This is a genomic window from Streptacidiphilus fuscans (assembly GCF_015690355.1).
GTDB classification, from domain to species: Bacteria; Actinomycetota; Actinomycetes; order Streptomycetales; family Streptomycetaceae; genus Streptacidiphilus; species Streptacidiphilus fuscans.
The window spans coordinates 301662-320875 of record NZ_JADPRT010000001.1; the positions used below are offsets into that span (position 1 = coordinate 301662).

Annotated in this window: 17 protein-coding genes; 9 read left to right on the forward strand and 8 right to left on the reverse strand. The window is 73.7% G+C overall.

Going from position 1 to position 19214, the window contains the following annotated elements; all coding sequences use genetic code 11:
* Positions 1 to 114: 114 nt before the first annotated feature.
* From I2501_RS01370 to I2501_RS01385, 4 genes are read left to right on the forward strand one after another with little or no spacing between them, the layout of a single operon-like run.
* Positions 115 to 1488: a cytochrome ubiquinol oxidase subunit I gene (locus tag I2501_RS01370; RefSeq protein ID WP_196191879.1), complete on the forward strand. Its 1374-nt coding sequence runs from the start codon at positions 115 to 117 to the stop codon at positions 1486 to 1488.
* The gene (locus I2501_RS01375) at positions 1481 to 2800 is read left to right on the forward strand and encodes a cytochrome d ubiquinol oxidase subunit II (RefSeq protein WP_196191880.1); all 1320 of its coding nucleotides are present in this window, start codon (positions 1481 to 1483) and stop codon (positions 2798 to 2800) included. Before I2501_RS01370 ends, I2501_RS01375 begins: the two co-directional genes overlap by 8 nt.
* Positions 2797 to 4539: an ATP-binding cassette domain-containing protein gene (locus I2501_RS01380; protein WP_196191881.1), complete on the forward strand. Its 1743-nt coding sequence runs from the start codon at positions 2797 to 2799 to the stop codon at positions 4537 to 4539. Before I2501_RS01375 ends, I2501_RS01380 begins: the two co-directional genes overlap by 4 nt.
* The gene (locus tag I2501_RS01385; protein ID WP_196191882.1) at positions 4536 to 6263 is read left to right on the forward strand and encodes an ATP-binding cassette domain-containing protein; all 1728 of its coding nucleotides are present in this window, start codon (positions 4536 to 4538) and stop codon (positions 6261 to 6263) included. The genes I2501_RS01380 and I2501_RS01385 overlap by 4 nt, the downstream gene beginning before the upstream one ends.
* Here I2501_RS01385 and I2501_RS01390 read toward each other — a convergent pair.
* Complete coding sequence (locus tag I2501_RS01390; protein WP_196191883.1) at positions 6215 to 6520, reverse strand: GNAT family N-acetyltransferase; 306 nt, start codon at positions 6518 to 6520, stop codon at positions 6215 to 6217. The genes I2501_RS01385 and I2501_RS01390 overlap by 49 nt on opposite strands.
* A gap of 239 nt (positions 6521 to 6759) precedes the next feature.
* On the opposite strand from I2501_RS01390, the gene I2501_RS01395 reads away from it, so the two are divergent.
* The 3 genes from I2501_RS01395 (at position 6760) to I2501_RS01405 (ending at position 10209) form a co-directional block, all read left to right on the forward strand.
* Positions 6760 to 8190, forward strand: coding sequence for a dihydrolipoyl dehydrogenase family protein (locus I2501_RS01395; RefSeq protein WP_328806146.1), 1431 nt, complete (start codon positions 6760 to 6762; stop codon positions 8188 to 8190).
* A 188-nt stretch (positions 8191 to 8378) separates the two neighbouring features.
* Positions 8379 to 9374: an AraC-like ligand-binding domain-containing protein gene (locus I2501_RS01400; protein ID WP_196191884.1), complete on the forward strand. Its 996-nt coding sequence runs from the start codon at positions 8379 to 8381 to the stop codon at positions 9372 to 9374.
* A gap of 10 nt (positions 9375 to 9384) precedes the next feature.
* Positions 9385 to 10209, forward strand: a complete 825-nt coding sequence (locus tag I2501_RS01405; RefSeq protein WP_196191885.1) for a helix-turn-helix transcriptional regulator — start codon at positions 9385 to 9387, stop codon at positions 10207 to 10209.
* A gap of 97 nt (positions 10210 to 10306) precedes the next feature.
* Here I2501_RS01405 and I2501_RS01410 read toward each other — a convergent pair whose 3' ends face one another.
* Both I2501_RS01410 and I2501_RS01415 read right to left on the reverse strand, forming a co-directional pair.
* Positions 10307 to 12178, reverse strand: coding sequence for an amidohydrolase (locus tag I2501_RS01410; protein ID WP_196191886.1), 1872 nt, complete (start codon positions 12176 to 12178; stop codon positions 10307 to 10309).
* A gap of 142 nt (positions 12179 to 12320) precedes the next feature.
* On the reverse strand, positions 12321 to 13028 hold the full coding sequence (locus I2501_RS01415) for a YoaK family protein (protein WP_328806147.1): 708 nt from the start codon (positions 13026 to 13028) through the stop codon (positions 12321 to 12323).
* Between the two features lie 294 nt (positions 13029 to 13322).
* Between I2501_RS01415 and I2501_RS01420 the strand changes: the two genes are divergently transcribed.
* The gene (locus I2501_RS01420) at positions 13323 to 15011 is read left to right on the forward strand and encodes an MFS transporter (protein WP_196191887.1); all 1689 of its coding nucleotides are present in this window, start codon (positions 13323 to 13325) and stop codon (positions 15009 to 15011) included.
* A 7-nt stretch (positions 15012 to 15018) separates the two neighbouring features.
* A complete protein-coding gene (locus I2501_RS01425) occupies positions 15019 to 15879 on the forward strand; it encodes a LysR family transcriptional regulator (protein ID WP_196191888.1) in 861 nt (286 codons plus the stop codon).
* An 8-nt stretch (positions 15880 to 15887) separates the two neighbouring features.
* Here I2501_RS01425 and I2501_RS01430 read toward each other — a convergent pair whose 3' ends face one another.
* From I2501_RS01430 to I2501_RS01450, 5 genes are all read right to left on the reverse strand, one after another.
* Positions 15888 to 17159 (reverse strand): MFS transporter, encoded by a 1272-nt coding sequence (locus I2501_RS01430; protein WP_196191889.1) that lies wholly within the window; start codon positions 17157 to 17159, stop codon positions 15888 to 15890.
* Positions 17160 to 17328: 169 nt separating this feature from the next.
* A complete protein-coding gene (locus tag I2501_RS01435; RefSeq protein WP_196191890.1) occupies positions 17329 to 17751 on the reverse strand; it encodes a universal stress protein in 423 nt (140 codons plus the stop codon).
* Between the two features lie 89 nt (positions 17752 to 17840).
* A complete protein-coding gene (locus I2501_RS01440) occupies positions 17841 to 18290 on the reverse strand; it encodes an SsgA family sporulation/cell division regulator (RefSeq protein WP_196191891.1) in 450 nt (149 codons plus the stop codon).
* 24 nt (positions 18291 to 18314) lie between these two features.
* On the reverse strand, positions 18315 to 18626 hold the full coding sequence (locus I2501_RS01445) for a WhiB family transcriptional regulator (protein ID WP_196191892.1): 312 nt from the start codon (positions 18624 to 18626) through the stop codon (positions 18315 to 18317).
* 14 nt (positions 18627 to 18640) lie between these two features.
* Positions 18641 to 19198, reverse strand: a complete 558-nt coding sequence (locus I2501_RS01450) for a Dps family protein (protein WP_196191893.1) — start codon at positions 19196 to 19198, stop codon at positions 18641 to 18643.
* Positions 19199 to 19214: the final 16 nt, after the last annotated feature.

The window sequence follows — 19214 nt, forward strand, 5'->3', positions numbered from 1 at the left end:
CCCTGGACTGACGTCCCTGGACTGACGTCGCGTCAGTCCCCTCAGAACGCCTGGGCTCCGGTGCTCCCCCGGTACCGGAGTCCAGGTCCGACCCCCGACCCCTTCGGAGCCCTGGTGGCCTCACCTGCCGCGCTCGAACTGTCACGCTGGCAGTTCGCCATCACCGCGATCTTCCACATGTCCTTCCCGGCCCTGACGGTCGGCCTCTCCGTGCTGCTCGCCGTCGTCCAGACGGCCTACCTGCGCACCGGCAACCCGCTCTACCAGCAGATCTTCCGGTTCTGGCGGAAGATCTTCGCCGTCGGCTTCGGTCTCGGCGTGGTCGCCGGCACCGTGATGACCTTCGAGTTCGGCCTGAACTGGGGCATCTACGCCCACGCGGTCGGGCCGGTCATCGGCGTCACCATCGGCATGGAGGTGATCACCGCCTTCTTCCTGGAGGCCGGGTTCATCGGGATCATGCTCTACGGCGAGGGCCGGGTCCGCCCGCGGACCATGGCGCTCGCCTCCTGGATGGTGGCCTTCGGCACGCTGCTGTCGACCACCTGGATCCTCTCCGCCCACAGCTGGATGCAGGACCCGGTCGGCTACACCCAGACCGCGGGCGGGCAGTTCCAGCCGCACGACTGGATCCAGATCCTGTTCAACCCCGCCTTCGCGTACCGGTTCCCGCACATGCTGCTGGCGGTCCTGATCAGCGCGAGCTGGTTCGTCGGCGGCATCTCGGCCTGGTACCTGGTCAAGCAGCGCACGGCCGCCTTCCCGCTGGCGCGCCGCTGCCTGTCGATCGCGCTCGGCGTGCTGGCGCTGCTGATGCCGATCCAGCTCTACGTCGGCGACCTCACCGCCGTCTTCGACGGCCAGCACCAGCCCGCCAAGCTGGAGGCGTTCGAGGGCAACTGGCGCACCGACAACAACGGTTACAACCTTGTCGTCGTCCCCGACACCAACCGCGGCACGGACCGGCTGCGCATCGAGGTCCCGCACCTGGGCGCGGCCATCGGCCACGACCTGACCGGTCAGGCCCACGTGCCCGGACTGCTGCAGACCCCGCCGGACCAGCGGCCGAACATGTGGAGCGCCTTCTACGGCTTCCGGACCATGTACTTCACCGCGCTGGCCATGTTCGCCACCGCCATGGCCGGACTCGTGCTGCGTCTGCGCCGACGGCTCTTCCACTCGCCGCGGTTCCTGCGCTGGATGGTCTGGATGACCCCGGCGGGGATCATCGCCATCACCGGCGGCTGGATCACCGCCGAGACCGGCCGTCAGCCCTGGGTGGTCTACGGCAAACTGCGGACCGCCGACGCGCTCTCGCACCTGACCACCACCGAGGCCGCACTGAGCCTGGTCGGGTTCGTGGCCCTGTACGCGAGCCTGCTGCTGATCTGGGTCCGCTACATCGTCCGGACCGTCAAGGCCGGACCCGAGGCGCTCACGGGCGCCACCGCCCCCCGGGCGACGTCATCGGAGGCCATCGGTGCTTGAGTACGCCACCTACGGACTCGTCCTTCTCTCGCTCGGCATGTACGTCGTCCTGGACGGCTACGACCTCGGCGTCGGCATGCTCAGCCTCTTCGACCGGGGCGAGCGGCGGCGCCCGTACATCGAGCTGATCGCCACCGCCTGGGACGCCAACGAGAGTTGGATCGTGCTGGCCGGCGTCGTGATGTGGGCCGGGCTGCCCGGCGTCTACGCCACCGTGCTGCCGGGCGTGTACCTGCCGCTGATCGGGATGCTGATGTCCATCATCCTGCGCGGCGTCGGGCTGGAGATGCAGAGCGCCGCGCGGGGCTACCGGCGCGGCTGGGCGCTGCTGTTCGGCATCGCCTCGGTGACCGCGACGGTCTGTCAGGGCCTGGTGATCGGCACGGTCCTGTCCGGGCTGAGCCAGCGCGGCGGGTCCTTCGACGGTCCCGTCTACGGCTGGATCTCGCCCTACAGCGTGCTGTGCGCGCTCGGCCTGCTCGTCGTCCACCTGCTCGCGGGCGCGGCCTGGCTGCAGGACAAGACCGAGGGTCCGGCGCGGGAGCGGGCAGGACGGGCCGGTCGGCCGCTGCTGGTCGGCACCGCGATCGCGACGCTGATCCTGGGCTTCGGCCTGGAGGTCGCCGACCCGATGACCTTCCACTTCGACCAGCCCTGGCGCGCGGCCGTCTACTGGACCGCCGTCGCCGGAGCCGTCGTCGGCGGAGCGCTCGCCTGGCACGGCTTCGGCCGGCGGCCGGACTGGCGCCCCTTCGTGGGCGTCGTCACCGCCGAGGTCTGCGGCCTGGTCGCGCTGGTCGCGGCGACCGTCCCGATCGTGGTGCCGGCGGATCTGACGTTGCGTCAGGCGTCGAGCCCGAGCAGCTCGCAGCTCTTCCTGGTGGTCGGCGTGGGCCTGTGCATGCCCGTCGTCCTCGCCTACAACACCTACGCGTGGTGGGCGTTCCGCGGCAAGTACGCGGACCCGGCCGTGGAACCGCTCGCGCCGCTGCGGCGCAGCCGTCCCGGGCGGCCCGCGCCCGCCGAGGAGCGCGTCACACCCGTGGTGGTGGCCCGGCGGCTCGGGGTGGTGCTGCTCGTCGTCGTCCTGGCGGCGATGGCACAGGACGTCTTCGGCGGCGTCAGCCAGTGGCTCGACCCCGTGGGGATCGGCGTGCTCTGCGCCTTCGGCCTCGTCGTGTGGGTGGTCGGTGAGCGGCGCGACCACCGGGACGGGCTGTTCGACCTGGAGATCGATGCGGAGGCTGAAGGGGTGGCCGATGCGGGGGCTGATGCGGGGAGCGGTCCGATGGCCTCGGGGGAGCAGGCGTGAGCGACTCCGCCGCCCTGCTCTCCGGCCTCGTCGAGGACGACCGGAGCGCGGACCACGCGACCGCCGCCCTGCGGAGCTGGGCGGAACCGGCGCGCGCCGAGCTGCGGCGCGCCGGATTGCTGCGCGGCCTCGCCCAGCTCGGGACCGTGCTGTGGGCGGCCGGTCTCGCCTGGGCGGCCCAGCGCGGGCTCGACGTCCAGGCGGCCCACCGCATCCCGGTGGCGGTCGCGCCTGGCGTGGCCCTGGTGGTGGGCGGGATCGCGCTGCGCGCCCTGCTGCTCGACGCGGCCGAGAGCGCGGCCGACCACGGCGCCCGCACGGTCCGCGAGCGGGTGCGGAGCCGCCTGCTGGACACAGCCCTGCCGACGCGCGGCCCGTCCCGCACCGCGCTGCCCGACGCGGCCGTCGCCGAGGCGGTGACCCGGGAGGTCGCCCGGCTCACCGACTGGCTGACCGACTACGTTCCGGCGCGCACCGCCATGCTCGTCGGCAGCGGCACGGTCCTTGCGGCCATCGCTGTCCGCAGCTGGTTCGTCGCGCTGCTGCTGCTCGCGGCCACGCCGCTGCTGCCGATGAACCTCAAGGTGATCGGGTTGGGCACGCAGGCCGTCGTCCGCGCCCAGCTCTCCGCCGTGCGTCGGCACAGCACCCGGCTGCTCGACCACCTGCGCGGCCTGCCCACGCTGATCGGCCTGGGCGCGGAGGACAGCACCGCGCTGGCGCTGCGCGAGGACGACGAGGAACTGGCCCGCCGCACCGAGTCGGTGCTGCGCGTCGCCTTCCTCTCCACGGCGTGGATCGAGCTGCTGATCACCGGCTCGCTGGCGGTCGTCGCCACCTACTGCGGTCTGGTGCTGCTGGACTACCTGCGGCTGCCGCTGGTGCCGGACCATATGACGCTCGGTCAGGCGATGTTCGTGCTGGTCCTCACGCCCGCCTACTTCGCGCCCGCGCGCGACCTGGCCCGCGGCTACCACTCCCGCGCCGAGGCGCGCGCCGCGGCGGACCTGCTGACCGAGGCGCTCGGCGGGCCTGACGCTGAGCCGACCCCGGACGCGGTGTTGCCTGAGGGCGGGACCAGCCCGGTCGGCGTGCTGCTGGAGGGAGTCTCGGTGCGCTTCGCGGGGCGCGAGGCTCCCGCGCTGGAGGAGGTGAGCCTGGCCGTCGAGCCGGGCGAGGTCCTGGCGCTGACCGGCGCGAGCGGTGCGGGCAAGTCCACCCTGCTCGCGGTCGCCGCCGGCCTCACCGTGCCGGGCACGGGCCGCGTCGCCCATGTGGTGGCCGACGGCACCGTGACGCCGTCCCCCACGGCCGTCGCCTGGGTCGGGCAGCCCGCCCGCCTCTTCGCCGGAACGGTACGGGAGAACCTGCTGCTGGCCCGTCAGGAAGCCGCCGTCACGACCGACGCCCAGCTGGAGGCGGCCTTCGCCGCGCTCGGACTCGCGGACCTGCTCGACGCGCTGCCGCAGCGCCTGGACACCAGGCTCGGCGAACGCGGACACGGTCTGTCCTCCGGCCAGCTCCAGCAGGTGGCCCTGGTCCGCGCGCTGCTGCGGGACGCGCCGCTGCTGGTGCTCGACGAGCCGACCGCCCATCTCGACGTGTGCGTACGGGCCCGGGTGATCGCGGCCGTCCGCACGCTCGCGCGCGGGCGGACCGTGCTGCTGGCCACACACGACCCCGGGCTGCTGCCCTTCGCCGACCGGGTCCTGGAACTTTCACGAGGGAGGCTGCGGTGAGCCCGTGGCGACTGCTGCGCCGAGCCGTCCCGCTGCGCGACCTCGCGCTCGGCGTCGGCATGGCCGTCCTGGCCGAGCTGAGCGCCGCCGCGCTGCTCGGCGTCTCCGGCTGGTTCCTGACGGCCTGTGCGCTGGTGACGATGGTGGCGAACACGACCTGGTCGTGGATGTACCCCTCCGGCGCGGTCCGGGCGCTGGCCCTGGCCCGCACCTTCCTCCGCTACCTGGAGCGGATGACCAGCCACCGCACCGCGCTGGCCACCACCGTCGCCCTGCGCGGCGCCCTGGCGCGCGGCGCGGCCAGGCTGACTCCGCGTCAGCTCCGCGCCGAGGGGGACGGGACGCTGCTCGGGCGGCTCACCGTCGACGTCGAAGCGGTGGCCGGACTGCCGGCCCAGACCGTCGCCCCCCTCGCGGGCTGCGCGGCCACGGCGGTCGCCGCCGAGGCGCTGCTGTTCCGCGCGAGCCCGCTGCTGGGTGTCGTCGAACTCGCCGTCCTCGCCCTCGGCGTGGGCTGGACGCTGCGCGGCCACCGGCGCGCCCGGCGTCACCGCGCGGACGCGGCCAGGGCCCGCCAGGCGGCCCGCGCGGGCCTGATCGGCGCGCGCGGCGGCTTCGACGAGCTGCGCTGCCTGGACGCCGTGACGCGGGTGCGTGCCGGAGTCGCGGCGTCCCTGGCCGAGGAGGAGTCCCTGGCCGCCGAGGCCCAACGGGCCGAGCGACGCGCGCGTCTGGGCCTGCGGCTGCTCGCCGGGCTCGGCCAGGCCGCGGGCCTGCTGGTGGCGTTGGACCTCGGCCGCGCTCCGCAGCCGGTCGCTGACGCCCTGGGCGAGGTGCTGCTGTTGACGGCCGTGTGGGAACTGCTGGACCGGCTGCCCGACCTGCTGCGCGAGGCCGCCGAGTCCCGCGACGCCGCCGGGCGGCTGGCACCGCTGGCGGACGGGCCCGGCGTGCGCGGCGGGGCGGCTGAGCCGTCGCCGACGGCGGACGCGCTCACTGTGGCGGGCTTGCTGACGCTCCGTCACGGCGTGCCGTTGTCGTTCACCGTCCGGCCGCCGGAGGTGGTGGTCGTCACGGGCGCGAACGGGAGCGGCAAGTCGACCCTGCTCGACCAGCTGGCCGGGCGGCTGGGGAACGAGACGGGTGAGGTGCTGCTCGACGGGTCGCGCGTCGCGGAGCTGCCCGCCCAGGTCATCGCGGGTCAGCTCGCCATGGTCGAGGCGCACGACTGGCTGGCCGACGCCACCGTGGCCGACAACCTCTGCCAGGCGGACCCGCTCGCGGACCCCGACCGTCTCACCGGTGCGCTGGCCTCGGTCGGCCTGGAGCGGATCCCGCTGGACACCCCCGTCGGCCAGGCCGGACGGGCTCTCTCCCTCGGCGAGCGCCGTCGGTTGGCGGTGGCCCGGGCGCTGCTGCGCAAGCCGCGCTACCTGCTGCTGGACGAGCCCACCGAGGGTCTCGACCGCCCGACGGCCGAGGCGTTCCTGACCGGCATCCGCGCCGCGCTGCCCGAGGCCGCCCTCGTCATCGCCCTGCAACGGCAGGACCTGGGCCTGCTTCCCTGGCAGCCGGACCGGGTGATCGACCTCGACGTTCCGTCAGGAAGGCTTGATAACACGGCTGTTGACGGAACGTCGGGCGACCGGGCGGGATACCGTGTGGGTGCGGACGGTCAGAGTTCGAACCGCGCGCGATGGGTGGTGGGGACCAGATCGACGTAGTCGGGGTGCTTGCTGATCCAGCGGCGGATGAACGGGCAGTAGGGCAGGACCGCGAGCCCGCGCTCGCGGGCCTGGTCCAGGGCGGTGCGGGCCAGCACACTGGCGAGGCCCTTGCCCTCGAAGGCCGGGAAGATCTCGGTGTGGATGAACGCGATCTCGTTGCCGAAGCGGTGGTAGCGGGCGAACCCGGCCAGCTGGTCGCCCTGGAACACCTCGAATCGCGCCTCGTCGCTGTTGTCGATCACGTGCTGGTCCATCGGTGGGCCTCCTTGGTGGGGTCTGTCGACCATCAGCTTCGCCGACCGTCCGGGGCGGCTGCCCGGCGCAGCAGGTGGCGGCGGGGATCCGTGCAGCCTGGGAGAAGCGGTGTGCGCGCACCGCACAGCGGGGCGGGCGATATGTCGGTTGGCTTCCGGCATCGAGGTGTTGAGGATGCGAAACGCCGAGGTCCCGCGTCATCGAGGCGCTGGAGACACGGAGAGGGAGGCGGACGAAGGTGAGCACGGTGGACACGTACGACGTGGTGGTGCTGGGCGGGGGACCGACGGGCGAGAACCTCGCCGACCGGGTCAGGGCGGCGGGGCTCAGCGTCGTGGTCGTCGAGCACGAGCTGGTCGGCGGCGAGTGCAGCTACTGGGCCTGTATGCCGAGCAAGGCGCTGCTGCGTCCGGCCGCCGCGCTCGCCGACGCGCGCCGAGTGGCCGGGTCGCGGGAGGCCGTCACCGGACCGCTGGACGCGGACGCGGTGCTGAAGCGGCGCGACGCCTTCGCCGCGCAGTGGACCGACGACGGCCAGGTCGCCTGGCTCGACTCCGCGGGCATCGCGCTCGTGCGCGGCCACGGACGGCTTGAGGGTGTGCGCCGCGTCGTCGTGCAGGCGCCGGACGGGTCGGAGAACGTGCTGGTGGCGCGGCACGCCGTCGCCGTCTGCACGGGCACCCGTGCCGCGCTGCCGCCCCTGCCGGGGATCGAGCAGGCGGGCGTGTGGACCAGCCGGGAGGCGACCAGCGCGGGCGAGGTCCCCGGCCGCCTGGCCGTCGTCGGCGGTGGGGTGGTGGCCGTGGAGATGGCCACGGCGTGGGCCGCGCTCGGCAGCCGGGTCACCCTGCTGGTGCGCGACGACACGCTGCTGGACCGGATGGAGCCGTTCGCCGGAGAGCTGGTCACCGAGGCGCTGGAGGCGGCCGGTGTGGAGGTGCGCTTCGGCGTCTCCGTCGGCGGCGTCACCCGCGAGCCGGGCGGCGAGGCGGTGCTGGACCTCGGCGACGGCGAGAAGGTGACGGCTGATCAGGTGCTGTTCGCGACCGGCCGCAAGCCGGCCACGGCCGAGCTGGGCCTGGAGACCGTGGGCCTGACGCCGGGCAGCTGGATCTGGGTCGACGACACCGGGCTGGTCGTGGACGTCCCGGGCGAGTGGCTGTACGCCGCCGGGGACGTCAACCGCCGGGCCCTGCTGACTCACCAGGGCAAGTACCAGGGCCGCATCTTCGGACAGGCCATCGCGGACCGCGCCGCGGGCCGTGACCTGGACATCGAGGACTGGGGCCGCAGCTCCGCCACCGCCGACCGCCTGGCGGTCCCTCAGGTGGTCTTCGCCGACCCCGAGGCGGCCTCGGTCGGCCTCACCCTGGCCGACGCCCAGAAGCAGGGCTTCCGGGTGCGCGCCGTGGACTACGAGATCGGCGACGTGGCGGGCGCCGAGCTGTACGCCGACGGGTACAAGGGCCGGGCCAGGGCCGTGGTCGACCTCGACCGCGAGGTCCTGCTCGGCGTCACCTTCGTCGGTCCGGGCGTCGCGGAGCTGCTCCACTCGGCCACCGTCGCCGTCGTCGGCGAGGTGCCCATCTCCCGCCTGTGGCACGCGGTTCCGGCGTACCCGACGGTCAGCGAGGTGTGGCTGCGCCTGCTGGAGACCTATCGCGGCTGAGCAGCCGGACACCGGTCATGGGAAAAGCCCCCGAGTGCGGTGCTCGGGGGCGTTCGCATGCCTGAGCGCGCACAGCCGGAGGCGCTGAGCGTCGGATCCACCCGCAGGCAGCGCCGCTGCGGAGTCGGCCGGGAGAGGCTGAATCCGTGAGTCCGGCACGGTGCTGCAACGGGAGAGGGTGAGACGGCATGGCCCTCGTCATCGACACGGGCACGATCCCCGAGAGAGAACGCCTGGAGGCCTGGAGCCAGGCGCTGGCGCAGGTCATCGTGCCGGTCAAGGTCGCCTCCCGGGCCCCGGGCGCGCTGCTCGGCCAGGTCCGCTCGCACCGTCTCGGCTACATGCGCACCGCCTCGCTCGTCGCCGACCCCCAGCGGATCAGCCGCCCGCCGAGCCTGTGCGTGGAGGACCGGGCCGAGCGTTTCGCGCTCGCCCTGCAGAGCGAGGGCGAGACCCGGCTGACACAGGAGGGGCGCTCCGCCCGACTCGGGCCCGACGACATGGTGCTGCTCGATCTGCGGCGGCCCTTCGCCCTCGACTTCCCGCAGCCGTTCCGCCTCGACCTCGTCCACCTCCCGCAGCGCGCCCTCGGCGGCCCGAGGACGCTGGAGCAGCTGGCCGGCCGGACCCTCCCCGCCGACGGCGGCCCCGCGTCCGCGCTCCGGCTGCTGCTCAGGGGCACGCTGCGGGCGGCCGGGGAGTTCCGGCCCGTCGCCGCCGAGCGCCTGGCCGGGCACGTCGCCGACCTGGTCGACGCGATCGCGTTCGAGAGCCGCGACGAGCCGGTGCCGACCACCGCGCGCGAGCACCTGGTGCCGCTCATCCGCGACCACGTCGACGCGCACCTGGGCGACCCGGACCTCGGCCCGGAGTCGGTGGCCGAGGCGTTCCGCATCTCGGTCCGCTACCTGCACCGCCTGTTCGAGGGACAAGACCTGACGGTGGCCCGGCTGATCCAGCAGCGGCGCGTCGCGGCCTGCGCCCGCGAGCTGGACCGGCACGGGCATCGCGCGTCGAGCGTCGCCGCCGTGGCCCGGCGTCACGGCTTCACCAACGCCGCCCACTTCAGCCGCGCCTTCCGAGCCGCCTACGGCGTCTCCCCGCGCGTCTGGCGGGCCCGGGGCGGCCCGAGCGGCGGCGACCCCGCCGTGACGACAACAGAACCGGCAACTGCCGCCGCCTGACGGAGAACCCATGCCCACCACCTCGGCCGTGCTGATCCCGCACGGACGCCACCTCTCGCACGCCACGCAGGCGGCCGAGCCGGTGCTCGCGCTGCTCGTGCCCACCGACGGACGCCGCACGGACGTCCGGCTCTGGCGCGACCCCTCCGACGCCCCGGCCCGCGCCTGCCGCGCGGCGCTGACGGACGAGGACGCCGCCACGCTCCTGGTGCCCTGGGCCGCGCTGACGCGGGACCTGCGGACCCTGCCCGCGAGCGACTGCTGCCTGACGGCCGACCTGCCGAGCAGCGCGCTGCTGGTCGAGCTCGTCGGCGCGCTGGTACGCGACGAGGTCCGGTCCACCAGCCCCCACGTGGCCGGACTGCTCACCGATCTGACGGCGACCCTGCTGGCGGAGCTCGCGCAGGCCGGACTCGCCGCTGCGCCGGCGGAGGACGGGGCAGCGCCGCAGAGCCCGCACCGGCGTCTGCTCGACGAACTGCGCTGGCACGTCAACACCGGCCTCGGCGATGCGGAGCTGTCCCCGCAGGAGGTCGCGGCGCGGCACCACATATCGGTGCGGCAACTGCACAAGGTCTTCGCGGCCGAGGGCACCACGCTCGGTCGGTGGGTGCTGCAACGTCGGCTGGAGGAAAGCGCGCGCGAGCTGGCCAAGTCCGGTATCACCGGCCGGAAGATCGCGGCCACGGCCACCCGTTGGGGCTTCTCCAACGCCGCGCACTTCAGCCGGGTGTTCCGCGACGCGTTCGGCGTCGCGCCGCAGGAGTGGCGGGCCATCCGCACCGAGCTCGCGCTGCACGCCGGGCCCGGGCAGTCGGAAGAGGGCGGCGACTGAGCGGCCCGGGCGGCACGGCAGCACGGCGGCACGCTGAAGGGCGGTCACCTTCCTCGGGGGAGGCGACCGCCCTTCGTCGTTTCAGAGGGTCACCGGCTTACAGGAAGCAGTCGTCGAGCCCGGCCAGCGACGGCATGGGAGCGCCGCCGCGGGCCTGCGCCCAGCGGGTCTGGGCCAGGGAGTCGTCGGCGGCCTCCGCGAGGGCCAGCGCCTGCGCCGCGCCCGCCGAGTTCTCCGGGGCCGCCTGGTAGCCGCCGAAGTGCGCGACCGGGCTCCACAGCGGAGTGACCTCGGGCAGCGGCGCGGTCAGCCCCTCGTGCTCGGCGGCGCTGTGCACGATCTTCCCGCCGACGACCGTCAGCACCGACTCGATGTGCGGGATCCGGTGCTCCGCGACGTCGAAGTAGTCCTCGGTGAGCAGGGCGAAGTCGGCGAAACTCCCGGTCGTCAGACGGCCCTTCACCTCGGCCTCGCCGGTGAGCCTGGCGCCGCCGAGGGTGTAGAGCGTAAGTGCCTCGGCGCGGTCGATCCGGTTGCGCTCCGAGCGCAGCACGCGGCCCGCCACGTTCCTGCCGGTGATCAGCCAGTGCAGCGACACCCAGGGGTTGTAGGAGGAGACGCGGGTGGCGTCGGAGCCGGCGGCCAGGGTCAGACCGCGGTCCAGGATCTCCCGCAGCGGCGGCGCCTCGGCGGCTGCGCCGACCCCGTAGCGGGAGCGGAACGCCTCGCCCTGGAAGGAGAGCCGGTTCTGCACGGACACGCCGCCGCCCAGCGCGGCGATCCGGTCGAGGCTGTCCGGGGAGACCGTCTCGGCGTGGTCGAACAGCCACCGGTTGCCGCCGGGGAAGAGACCCTCGGCGGCGAGCTTCTCGAAGACCGACAGGTCGCGGCGGATCGTCTCGTCGTAGGTGGCGTGCAGCCGGAAGCCCCAGCCGTGCTCCAGCAGCAGCCGCACCGCCTTCTCGAACTCCTCCTCGTAGGAGCGCAGTTCCGGGCGCGGCTCGGAGAAGTTCTCGAAGTCGGCGGCGGCCCAGGTGAGGTTCTCGCCCGCGCCGTTCAGGCGCAACCACTCGTCGCCGTCGCCCATCCTGACCGTGCTGGTCCAGCGCCGGAGGTCGTCCAGCTCCTGCCCGGCGGTCTGCGGGAAGAGGTGGTAGGCGATCCGGAGCGTGAGCTCGCCCTTGGCGGCCAGCTCGGTGACGGTCCGGTAGTTCTCGGGGAAGCTCTGGAACCCGCCCGCGGCGTCGATCGCCGAGGTCATGCCGAAGCGGTTCAGCTCGCGCAGGAAGTACCGGGTGGAGGCGGCCCGGTGCTCCTCGTCCAGGATCGGCGCCTTGGCCAGCGTGGAGTAGAGCACCAGCGCGCTCGGCGCGGCCAGCAGCAGACCGGTCGGGTCGCCCTGGTGATTGCGCACGATCTGCCCGCCGGGCGGGTTCGGGGTGTTCCGGTCGATCCCGGCCGCGGCGAGGGCGGCCCGGTTCATCAGAGCCGCCTGGTACAGGTGCAGCACGAAGACCGGCGTGTCCGGGGCAGCCGCGTTGAGCTCGGCGAGGGTCGGCATCCGCCGCTCCGCGAACTGGTCGGCGGACCAGCCGCCCACCACGCGCACCCACTGGCCCATGGGCGTCCGCTCCGCCTGCTCGCGCAGCATGGCCAGCGCCTGACGCAGCGTCGGAACGCCGTCCCAGCGCAGCTCCAGCACGTAGTTCAGCCCGCCGCGGATGACGTGCAGATGCGCGTCGTTGAGCCCGGGTATCGCCCGCCGCCCGAGCGCGTCCACGACCCGCGTGTACGGGCCGACTTGCGGGACGACGTCGCCGTCGTCCCCGACGGCGGTGATCCGGCCGTCCTTCACGGCCAGTGCGGTCGCCTGGGGGTGGGCGGGGTCGCCGGTCCAGATCCGGGCGTTGCGCAGCACGAGATCGGCGGGCTCCTCCGGACGGCCCGGGACGATTCCGACAACGGGCATGTGGGGCACGGCGTCTCCTCGGTTCACGGCAAGCGGCGTTCGCCTGCGTGCGGAATCTAGGCGGCGGGTTCGCCTGCGGCTTTGCGGAGGGCGCACGACGTGTTGCCGGTGGGAGCCCGCGCCCTGAGGCAGCGCAACTTCCCTAAGCTGCCGAAGGCTTCGGCTCGCGGTAGCCGACGGCCGCCGCCGCGAGGTTGACCGTGCTGACGAGCAGCGCCCAGGCGAGACGTCCGTGCAGGACGAACGCCGCGCCGACCGTCGCGCCGACGACCATCAGCGCGATGGCGATCACGCGGCGGCGGATCCGCGGGTTGCGGCCGCCGGCCAGGGTCGAGTCCGCGCCGAGGCCGGTGATGGTGAGGGTGAGCACCGTCGTCGTCATGTCCGGGATCCCGAGCTTGCGGACGGTGCCGTTGCGCAGGCCCATGGCCAGGGCCAGCAGCCCGATGAGAAGCAGGTGTTGGCTGTGGGCGGCGAAGGCCACGACGGTCGCCGCCGCCTGCAGGGCCGTCTCGGTCAGCAGCGCCGCGCGCACCCACGGTTCGCGGGCGCGCGCGGAGGCCCATACGGCCAGGCGGCCCGCGCCGATCGCGCCGACCAGGAAGGCGGCGAGGGAGACCAGCGAACCGGAGATCGAGAAGCCGGGCGCGCCGGCCAGCGCGAAGCCGATCACCACCACGTTGCCCGTCATGTTGGCGGTGAAGACGTGTCCGAGGCCGAGGTAGCTGACCGCGTCGATCAGACCGCTGGCGAGGGTGAGCGCGAAGAGGGTCACGGACAGGGGGTGGGCGTCGCCCAGCTTCGCCGGTTCGACGGCGGTGGGTGCGGGCGGCGGCATGGTCTCGTTCACGTGGCATCCGGGTGGGTCGTCGGGGCAGTTGCCCCGACGGTAAGGAGCCGCGCGGTGCGCGGGGTGCGCGGAGCGCACGGGAGGTTGTCGCGCGGTGCACGGGTCACGGCTCCCGTGTGCGGGTCTCGGTTCCCGCGCACGGGCCGCCGCGTCGTGCAGTCTCGGAACAGTGCCGGGCACGCGGGGGCAAGTCGCTTCGCGATCTGCTGCCTAGCATGGCCGGGCGCGGAGTGCGCACAGTCCGTCAGGAACCTCTGGGCGGCGGGCGGACCGAGCGAACGGGACGGTGCGGGGATGAGCGACACGGACGGCGGAGACGGCGCGAACACCGCCGCACCGACGAAGGCCACCGCACCGGAGGAGCCGACAGAACCGACGCAGCCCTCGGGCTCGGCCTGGTCGCCGTTGCGGGTGCGGATCTTCCGTGAGCTCTGGCTGGCCCAGTTCGCCTCCAATGTCGGCAGCTGGATGCAGACGGTCGGCGCGCAGTGGCTGCTGGTCAGCCACGGCGCGGGACAGGTCGCGCTGGTGCAGGTCGCGGCGGGGCTTCCGGTGCTGTTCCTGGCGCTGCCCGCCGGCGTGCTGGCCGACCTGGTCGACCGCAGGCGGCTGCTGCTCATCATGCAGGGCGCGATGGCGCTGGTCGCGACGGTCCTTGCCGGGCTCTCCTTCGCCGGGCTGCTCGGCTCGTGGTCGCTGCTGGGGCTCACCTTCCTGCTGGGCTGCGGCGGCGCGCTCAACGGGCCCGCGTGGCAGGCGGTCCAGCCCTCCCTCGTCCCGCGCGACCAGTTGCGGCAGGCCTCGGCGCTCGGCGCGGTGAACCAGAACCTGGCCCGCGCGATCGGCCCCGCGCTCGGCGGGGCGCTCGTCGCCTTCCTCGGCGTCAGCTGGACGTTCGCGGTCAACGCGGTGTCGTTCCTCGGGATTCTGATCGTCCTGGCCCTGTGGCGGCCGAGCGGGGAGTCGCGCACACCGCGACCCGGCCAGGAGCGCGAGCACATGCTGGCCGCCCTCCGTGCGGGCGGCCGTTACGTCCGCCGCGCGCCGCGGGTGCGGCGGATCCTGCTGCGCAGCGCGCTGTTCGTGCCGAGCGCCGCCGCGCTCTGGGCTCTGCTTCCGGTCACCGCGCAGAAGTCGCTGGGCCTCGGCGCGGCCGGGTACGGGCTGTTGCTGGGCGCGGTGGGCCTCGGAGCTGTCGGCGGGGCGACGGCACTGCCGCTGGTCTCGCGGCGGATCGGGGGCAACGGCGCGCTCGCGCTCGCCGGGACCGTCTTCGCCGGTGCTCTGCTGGACCTCGCCTGGGTCCCGAGCGTCCCAGCCGCCTGGATCGCGCTCATGCTGGCCGGAGCTGCCTGGATCATCGGCCTGTCCACCCTGAACGCGGGCCTGCAACTGGCCTTGCCCACCTGGGTCCGGGCCCGCGCGGTCGCCTTCTACCTGCTGGTCTTCCAGGGCGGCATGGCGCTCGGCTCGCTGGTGTGGGGTCAGGTCGCGCAGCACACCAGCGTCACCCTCGCGATGGCGCTCGCCGGTGCGCTGCTGCTCGTCGGCGTCGTCTCGCTGCGTTGGCTGCGTCTGCTGGACGGCCGCGTCGACCCGACGCTCTCCGAGGCCTGGCCGGAGCCCCGGCTGCTGGTCGAACCCGCCCCGCAGGACGGGCCGGTGCTGGTGACCGCGGTCTACCGGGTCCGGCCGGAACGGGTGCCGGACTTCGCGCAGGCGATGCGGAGGGTGGAGAACTCACGCCGCCGCACCGGCGCGGTCACCTGGGGCCTGTACCGCGACGCCGCGAGCGAGGACCGGTTCGTCGAGGCGTTCACCGTCAGCTCCTGGTCCGAGCACTGCGCCCAGCACCACGGCCGCTACACCGGCATGGACCACACCTTCGAGACCCGCGCCCGGGAGCTGCTGGAGGAGGATCCGGTGGTCACCCACGCCGTCATGGTCGAGCCGGACACGGCAGGCGTGACCCGGATGCGATGATCCACGGATGGATCTGCGGCAGTTGGAGGTCGTCGTCGCGGTGGCCGAGGAGGGCGGGTTCACCGCCGCCGCCCGCCGCCTGCACGTGGTGCAGTCGGCGGTCTCCGGGACGGTCCGGGCGCTGGAGAAGGATCTGGGCGTCCGGCTCTTCGAGCGCACCACGCACCGCGTCACGCTGACCGCCGTGGGGGAGTCGTTCGTTCCCGCCGCGCGCCTCGCGCTCAGGGCGGCGGAGCAGGCGCGTGCGGTGGCCGACGAGGCACGCGGGGAGCTGCGCGGGGTGCTGACGGTCGGCACGATGCAGGGCGTCTGGCTGGGCCTGGACCGGGCGTTGGCCGCGCTGCGCGCCGAACATCCGGGACTGGTGGTGCGGTTGCGCCAGGCGGCGGTGGCGGACATCCGCGCGGCGCTGCGGGACGGCACGGTGGACGTCGCGGTGGTGGCCTTCGACCGCCAGCAGCGGCGCGGCCTGGAGGTCCGGCTGCTGGCCCGCGAGGAGATGGTCCTGGTCGCCTCGCCCGCACGGGAGTTCGCCGAGCCGGACACGGTCGGCTACGCGGAGGTCGCCGAGCTGCCGTTCGTGGACTTCGCGCCCGGCTGGGCGATCAGGGGAGCGGTCGACCGGGCGTTCCGCGCGGCGGCCGTGGAGCGTGCGGCGGTCTTCGAGGTGAACGACATCGGCGCCGCGACCGAGCTGGTCCGGCACGACCTGGGCGTCTGCGTCCTGCCGGACTCGATCGCCGCCCGGATCCCCGGTCTCGCGCTGCGCCGGTTCCCGAGCCGGCCGCCGCGCTGGAACGTGACGGTGGCGCGGCCCGCCGGAGATCCCACTCCGGCGGTCGCCGCGCTGCTGCGTCATCTCGGCTGAGGTTGGGCTCAGTTGACGCTGAGCCCACTGTCGGCGCCCTCGGCGCTGTTGGTGTCGCTGCTGTGCTCGGCCCGGCGCTCGGTGGTCCAGTAGAGCAGCGCCAGCAGCGGCAGGGCCGTGCCGAGGATCGAGACAGCCCACCAGCCGTACGCGTGGTAGACGATCGTGCCGAGCTGCGAGCCCACCGCGCCTCCCGCGAAGAAGGTGGCGATGAAGACGCTGTTCAGCCGGGCCCGCGCGCTCGGGTCGAGCTGGTAGACGACGTGCTGACCGAGGATCAGGGACGTCTGGACGGCGATGTCGAGCAGGATCGCCGCCAGCGCCAGCAGCACGACGTTGTGCCCGCCCAGGCCCGCGACGAACGCGCCGAGCGCCCCGATCAGCAGCGCCGCTCCGGTCAGCGGTCGGCCGAGGCCGCGGTCCGCCCAGCGGCCGACCACCGGGGCCACGACCACGCCCGCCGCGCCGACCAGCGCGAAGATGCCGACGCCGGAGGCCGGGTAGTGGAAGGCGGGACCGGTCAGCAGGAAGGAGACCGTGGTCCAGAACGCGCTGAAGGTCGCGAACAGCGCCGCCTGGTACAGCCCGCGCCGCATCAGCGCCGGGTGGGTGCGGACCAGCTTCGCGGTCGAGCGCAGCACCTGGTGGTAGGGCAGGTCGGTGGTCGGCGCGTGCTTCGGCAGCGCGAAGCGCAGCCCGACGGCGAGCAGCGCCATCAGCACGGCCGAGCCGAGGTAGACCACCCGCCAGCCGGCCGCGCCCGCGACCAGGCTGCTGAGCGTGCGGGAGAGCAGGATGCCGGTGAGCAGCCCGGCCATCACCCGGCCGACGATCCGGCCGCGGGTGTGGTCGGGTGCGAGACTCGCCGCGAACGGCACCAGGATCTGGGCGACGACGGACGTCGCACCGCTGACCAGCGAGGCCAGCACCAGCATCGAGAAGCCGGTCGCCGCGCCGCCGACCGCCATGGCGACGGTGGTGACGCCCAGCAGGATCGAGACCAGGCGCCGCTTCTCGAAGCGGTCGCCCAGGGGCACCAGGAAGAGCATGCCCAGCACGTAGCCGATCTGAGTGACCGTCACCAGCGCGCCGACGGTGGCGGCGCTGACGCCGAAGGCCGGGGCGAGCGTGGACAGCAGCGGCTGCGCGTAGTAGAGGTTCGCCACGGACAGGCCGGTGGCGACGGCGAGCAGCGCCACGAGCCAGCCGGGTATCGCGGTGCGCGAGGCGGTCCCGGTGCCGGGACCGAGGGTGGAGGTGGTGCCGGATGACTGGGCCATGGCTGCCTTCCGAGGACGTTCCGTTCGGTGCATGCGGCGGGGTTCGCCGCATGCACCCGTGTCAGCGCTGCCAGCCGCGCCCCGCTTCCCACCTCACGGCGATGATCCAGGACAACTGTCATCTCCGATCGAGATGACCGAGGGAACCGCAGGACGGGCCGACCCTCGGCTACGAGGCCTCGGGCACGAGCAGGACGGGGACGCGCGCGGCGTGGGCGACCGCTGCCGAGACGCTGGGCGTGAGCCAGGAGGCGACGAAGCGGCGGTGGTGCGGGCTGAGCACGAGCAGGTCGGCGTCGACCCGCTCGGCGGCGGCGGAGATCGCGGCCGGGACCTCGACCGTCAGGCTGCTCAGCAGCTCGCCGTCGGCCTTGACGCCCGCGTCGCGCAGCGCCGTGAGCGTCTCGTCGAGCACGCGGCGCGCGTCCTCGTCCTCCTCTATGGCGAGGACGGCGGTGGACACCACCGCGGTGGGCGCGACGTGCACGACGTGGACGGAGCTGCCGAAGCGCTCGGCCAGCGGCGTCACGGTCGCGAGGGCGTGGGCGCGGGCGTCGCTGGAGTCGACGGCCAGAAGGATGCGCTGGAACACGGGAGATCTCCGAGGATCGGGGGACAGGGTTGGAGAGTGGCAGTGTACGGAGGGCCGGTCCGCAGCTGCGGACCGGCCCTGCGGGGCAGTCAGATCCCGCGACCGGTCAGGTGTGCGAGCTCGACGTCCCAGTCGATCAGCTCGCTCTCGGTGCCGGCGGGAACCAGCGCGAAGCACTCCGAACTGAGCCAGCTGCGGACGGGCTCCGCCGGGACGTGGACGACCGCCGAGCCCTCGGCGCCCTTGAGCGAGACCCTCAGGTGCGTCGGGTCGTGGCACGGGCAGGGCGGCCAGATCCGGACGTCCCCCAGGCCGGACGCCTTGTGCAGTCCCTCGGACAGCACGTCCCGCGAGAACTGCCAGGTGGCCAACGGTCCATTCTCGCCGAGGAAGAGGAGGGTGATCGCGAAGGGGTCGCCCGCGTCGTAGCGCAGGCGCAGGTGCAGCAGCAGGGACTGGTCCTCGTCGAGGGCCATCCGGCTCTCGACGTCGAGCTCCGTCGACCGGGACTCGGAGAAGGGGTCTTCACCGCTGGACATGGTGCATGGGGTCACAGTGGCTCCTCAGGGGGCGGTCTTGGTGCGTGGGGCGGGCGGCAGGTCCGGGCCGGAGGCGGACCGCGTGGTGTCGCGGTCCGCCTCGGTGAGCCCGCCCCAGACCCCGTAGGCCTGGCCGGTGCGCACGGCGAACGCCGCGCACGCGATCTGGACCGGGCAGTCCCGGCAGACGGACCGGGCCCGCGACTCGCGCTTCCGTCTGGCCGTCCCACGTTCGTGGGCCGGTGAGAAGAAGACGGAGCTGTCCATCCCGCGGCAGGATGCGCCGGCCTGCCACTCCCAGTGGCTCAGCAGCGGCTTGGTCGTGGACTGCTTCATCGCGGGCCGCCCGATCAGCCCTGGGCGAGCGGGGTGACGACCAGGTGCTCGGCGAGGAACCAGACCTGGCTCTCGCCGGTCCGGATCACCTGCGAGACCAGCAGGTCCTGCGTCCCGTCGTCGCCGAGCGCCACGACGCGCGCCGCGGCGTCGTGGGCGTCCGCCAGGATGATCTCGTGGGCCTCCAACAGGCGCGAGACCATGGTGGGGACGTTCTCGACGCCGTCCGGCGGGCGGGGGACCTCGGTGATCTCGGCGGCATGACGCGGGTCGCCGACGGCGACGCCGCCCAGGGTCTGCACGCGTTCGGCGATCACGTCGACGAGCGTCTGCTGCTCCTCGGCGTGCTTGTCCAGCAGCAGGTGCAGTTGGTAGAACGTCGGGCCGCGCATGACCCAGTGGTGCTTCTTGTAGAGCGCGTAGAGGAACTGGGTGTCCGCGAGGACCCGGTTCAGCCGCTGGCACGCGTACATCCGCGCGTCGTGGGACAGCGCGATGGGCAGCTGCGTCACGGTGCCGAACTGCTGGATCTCCGGGCTCTTCTGATGGAGATGCGGCTGACTGCTGGTCATGGTGCTCCTTGTGTCC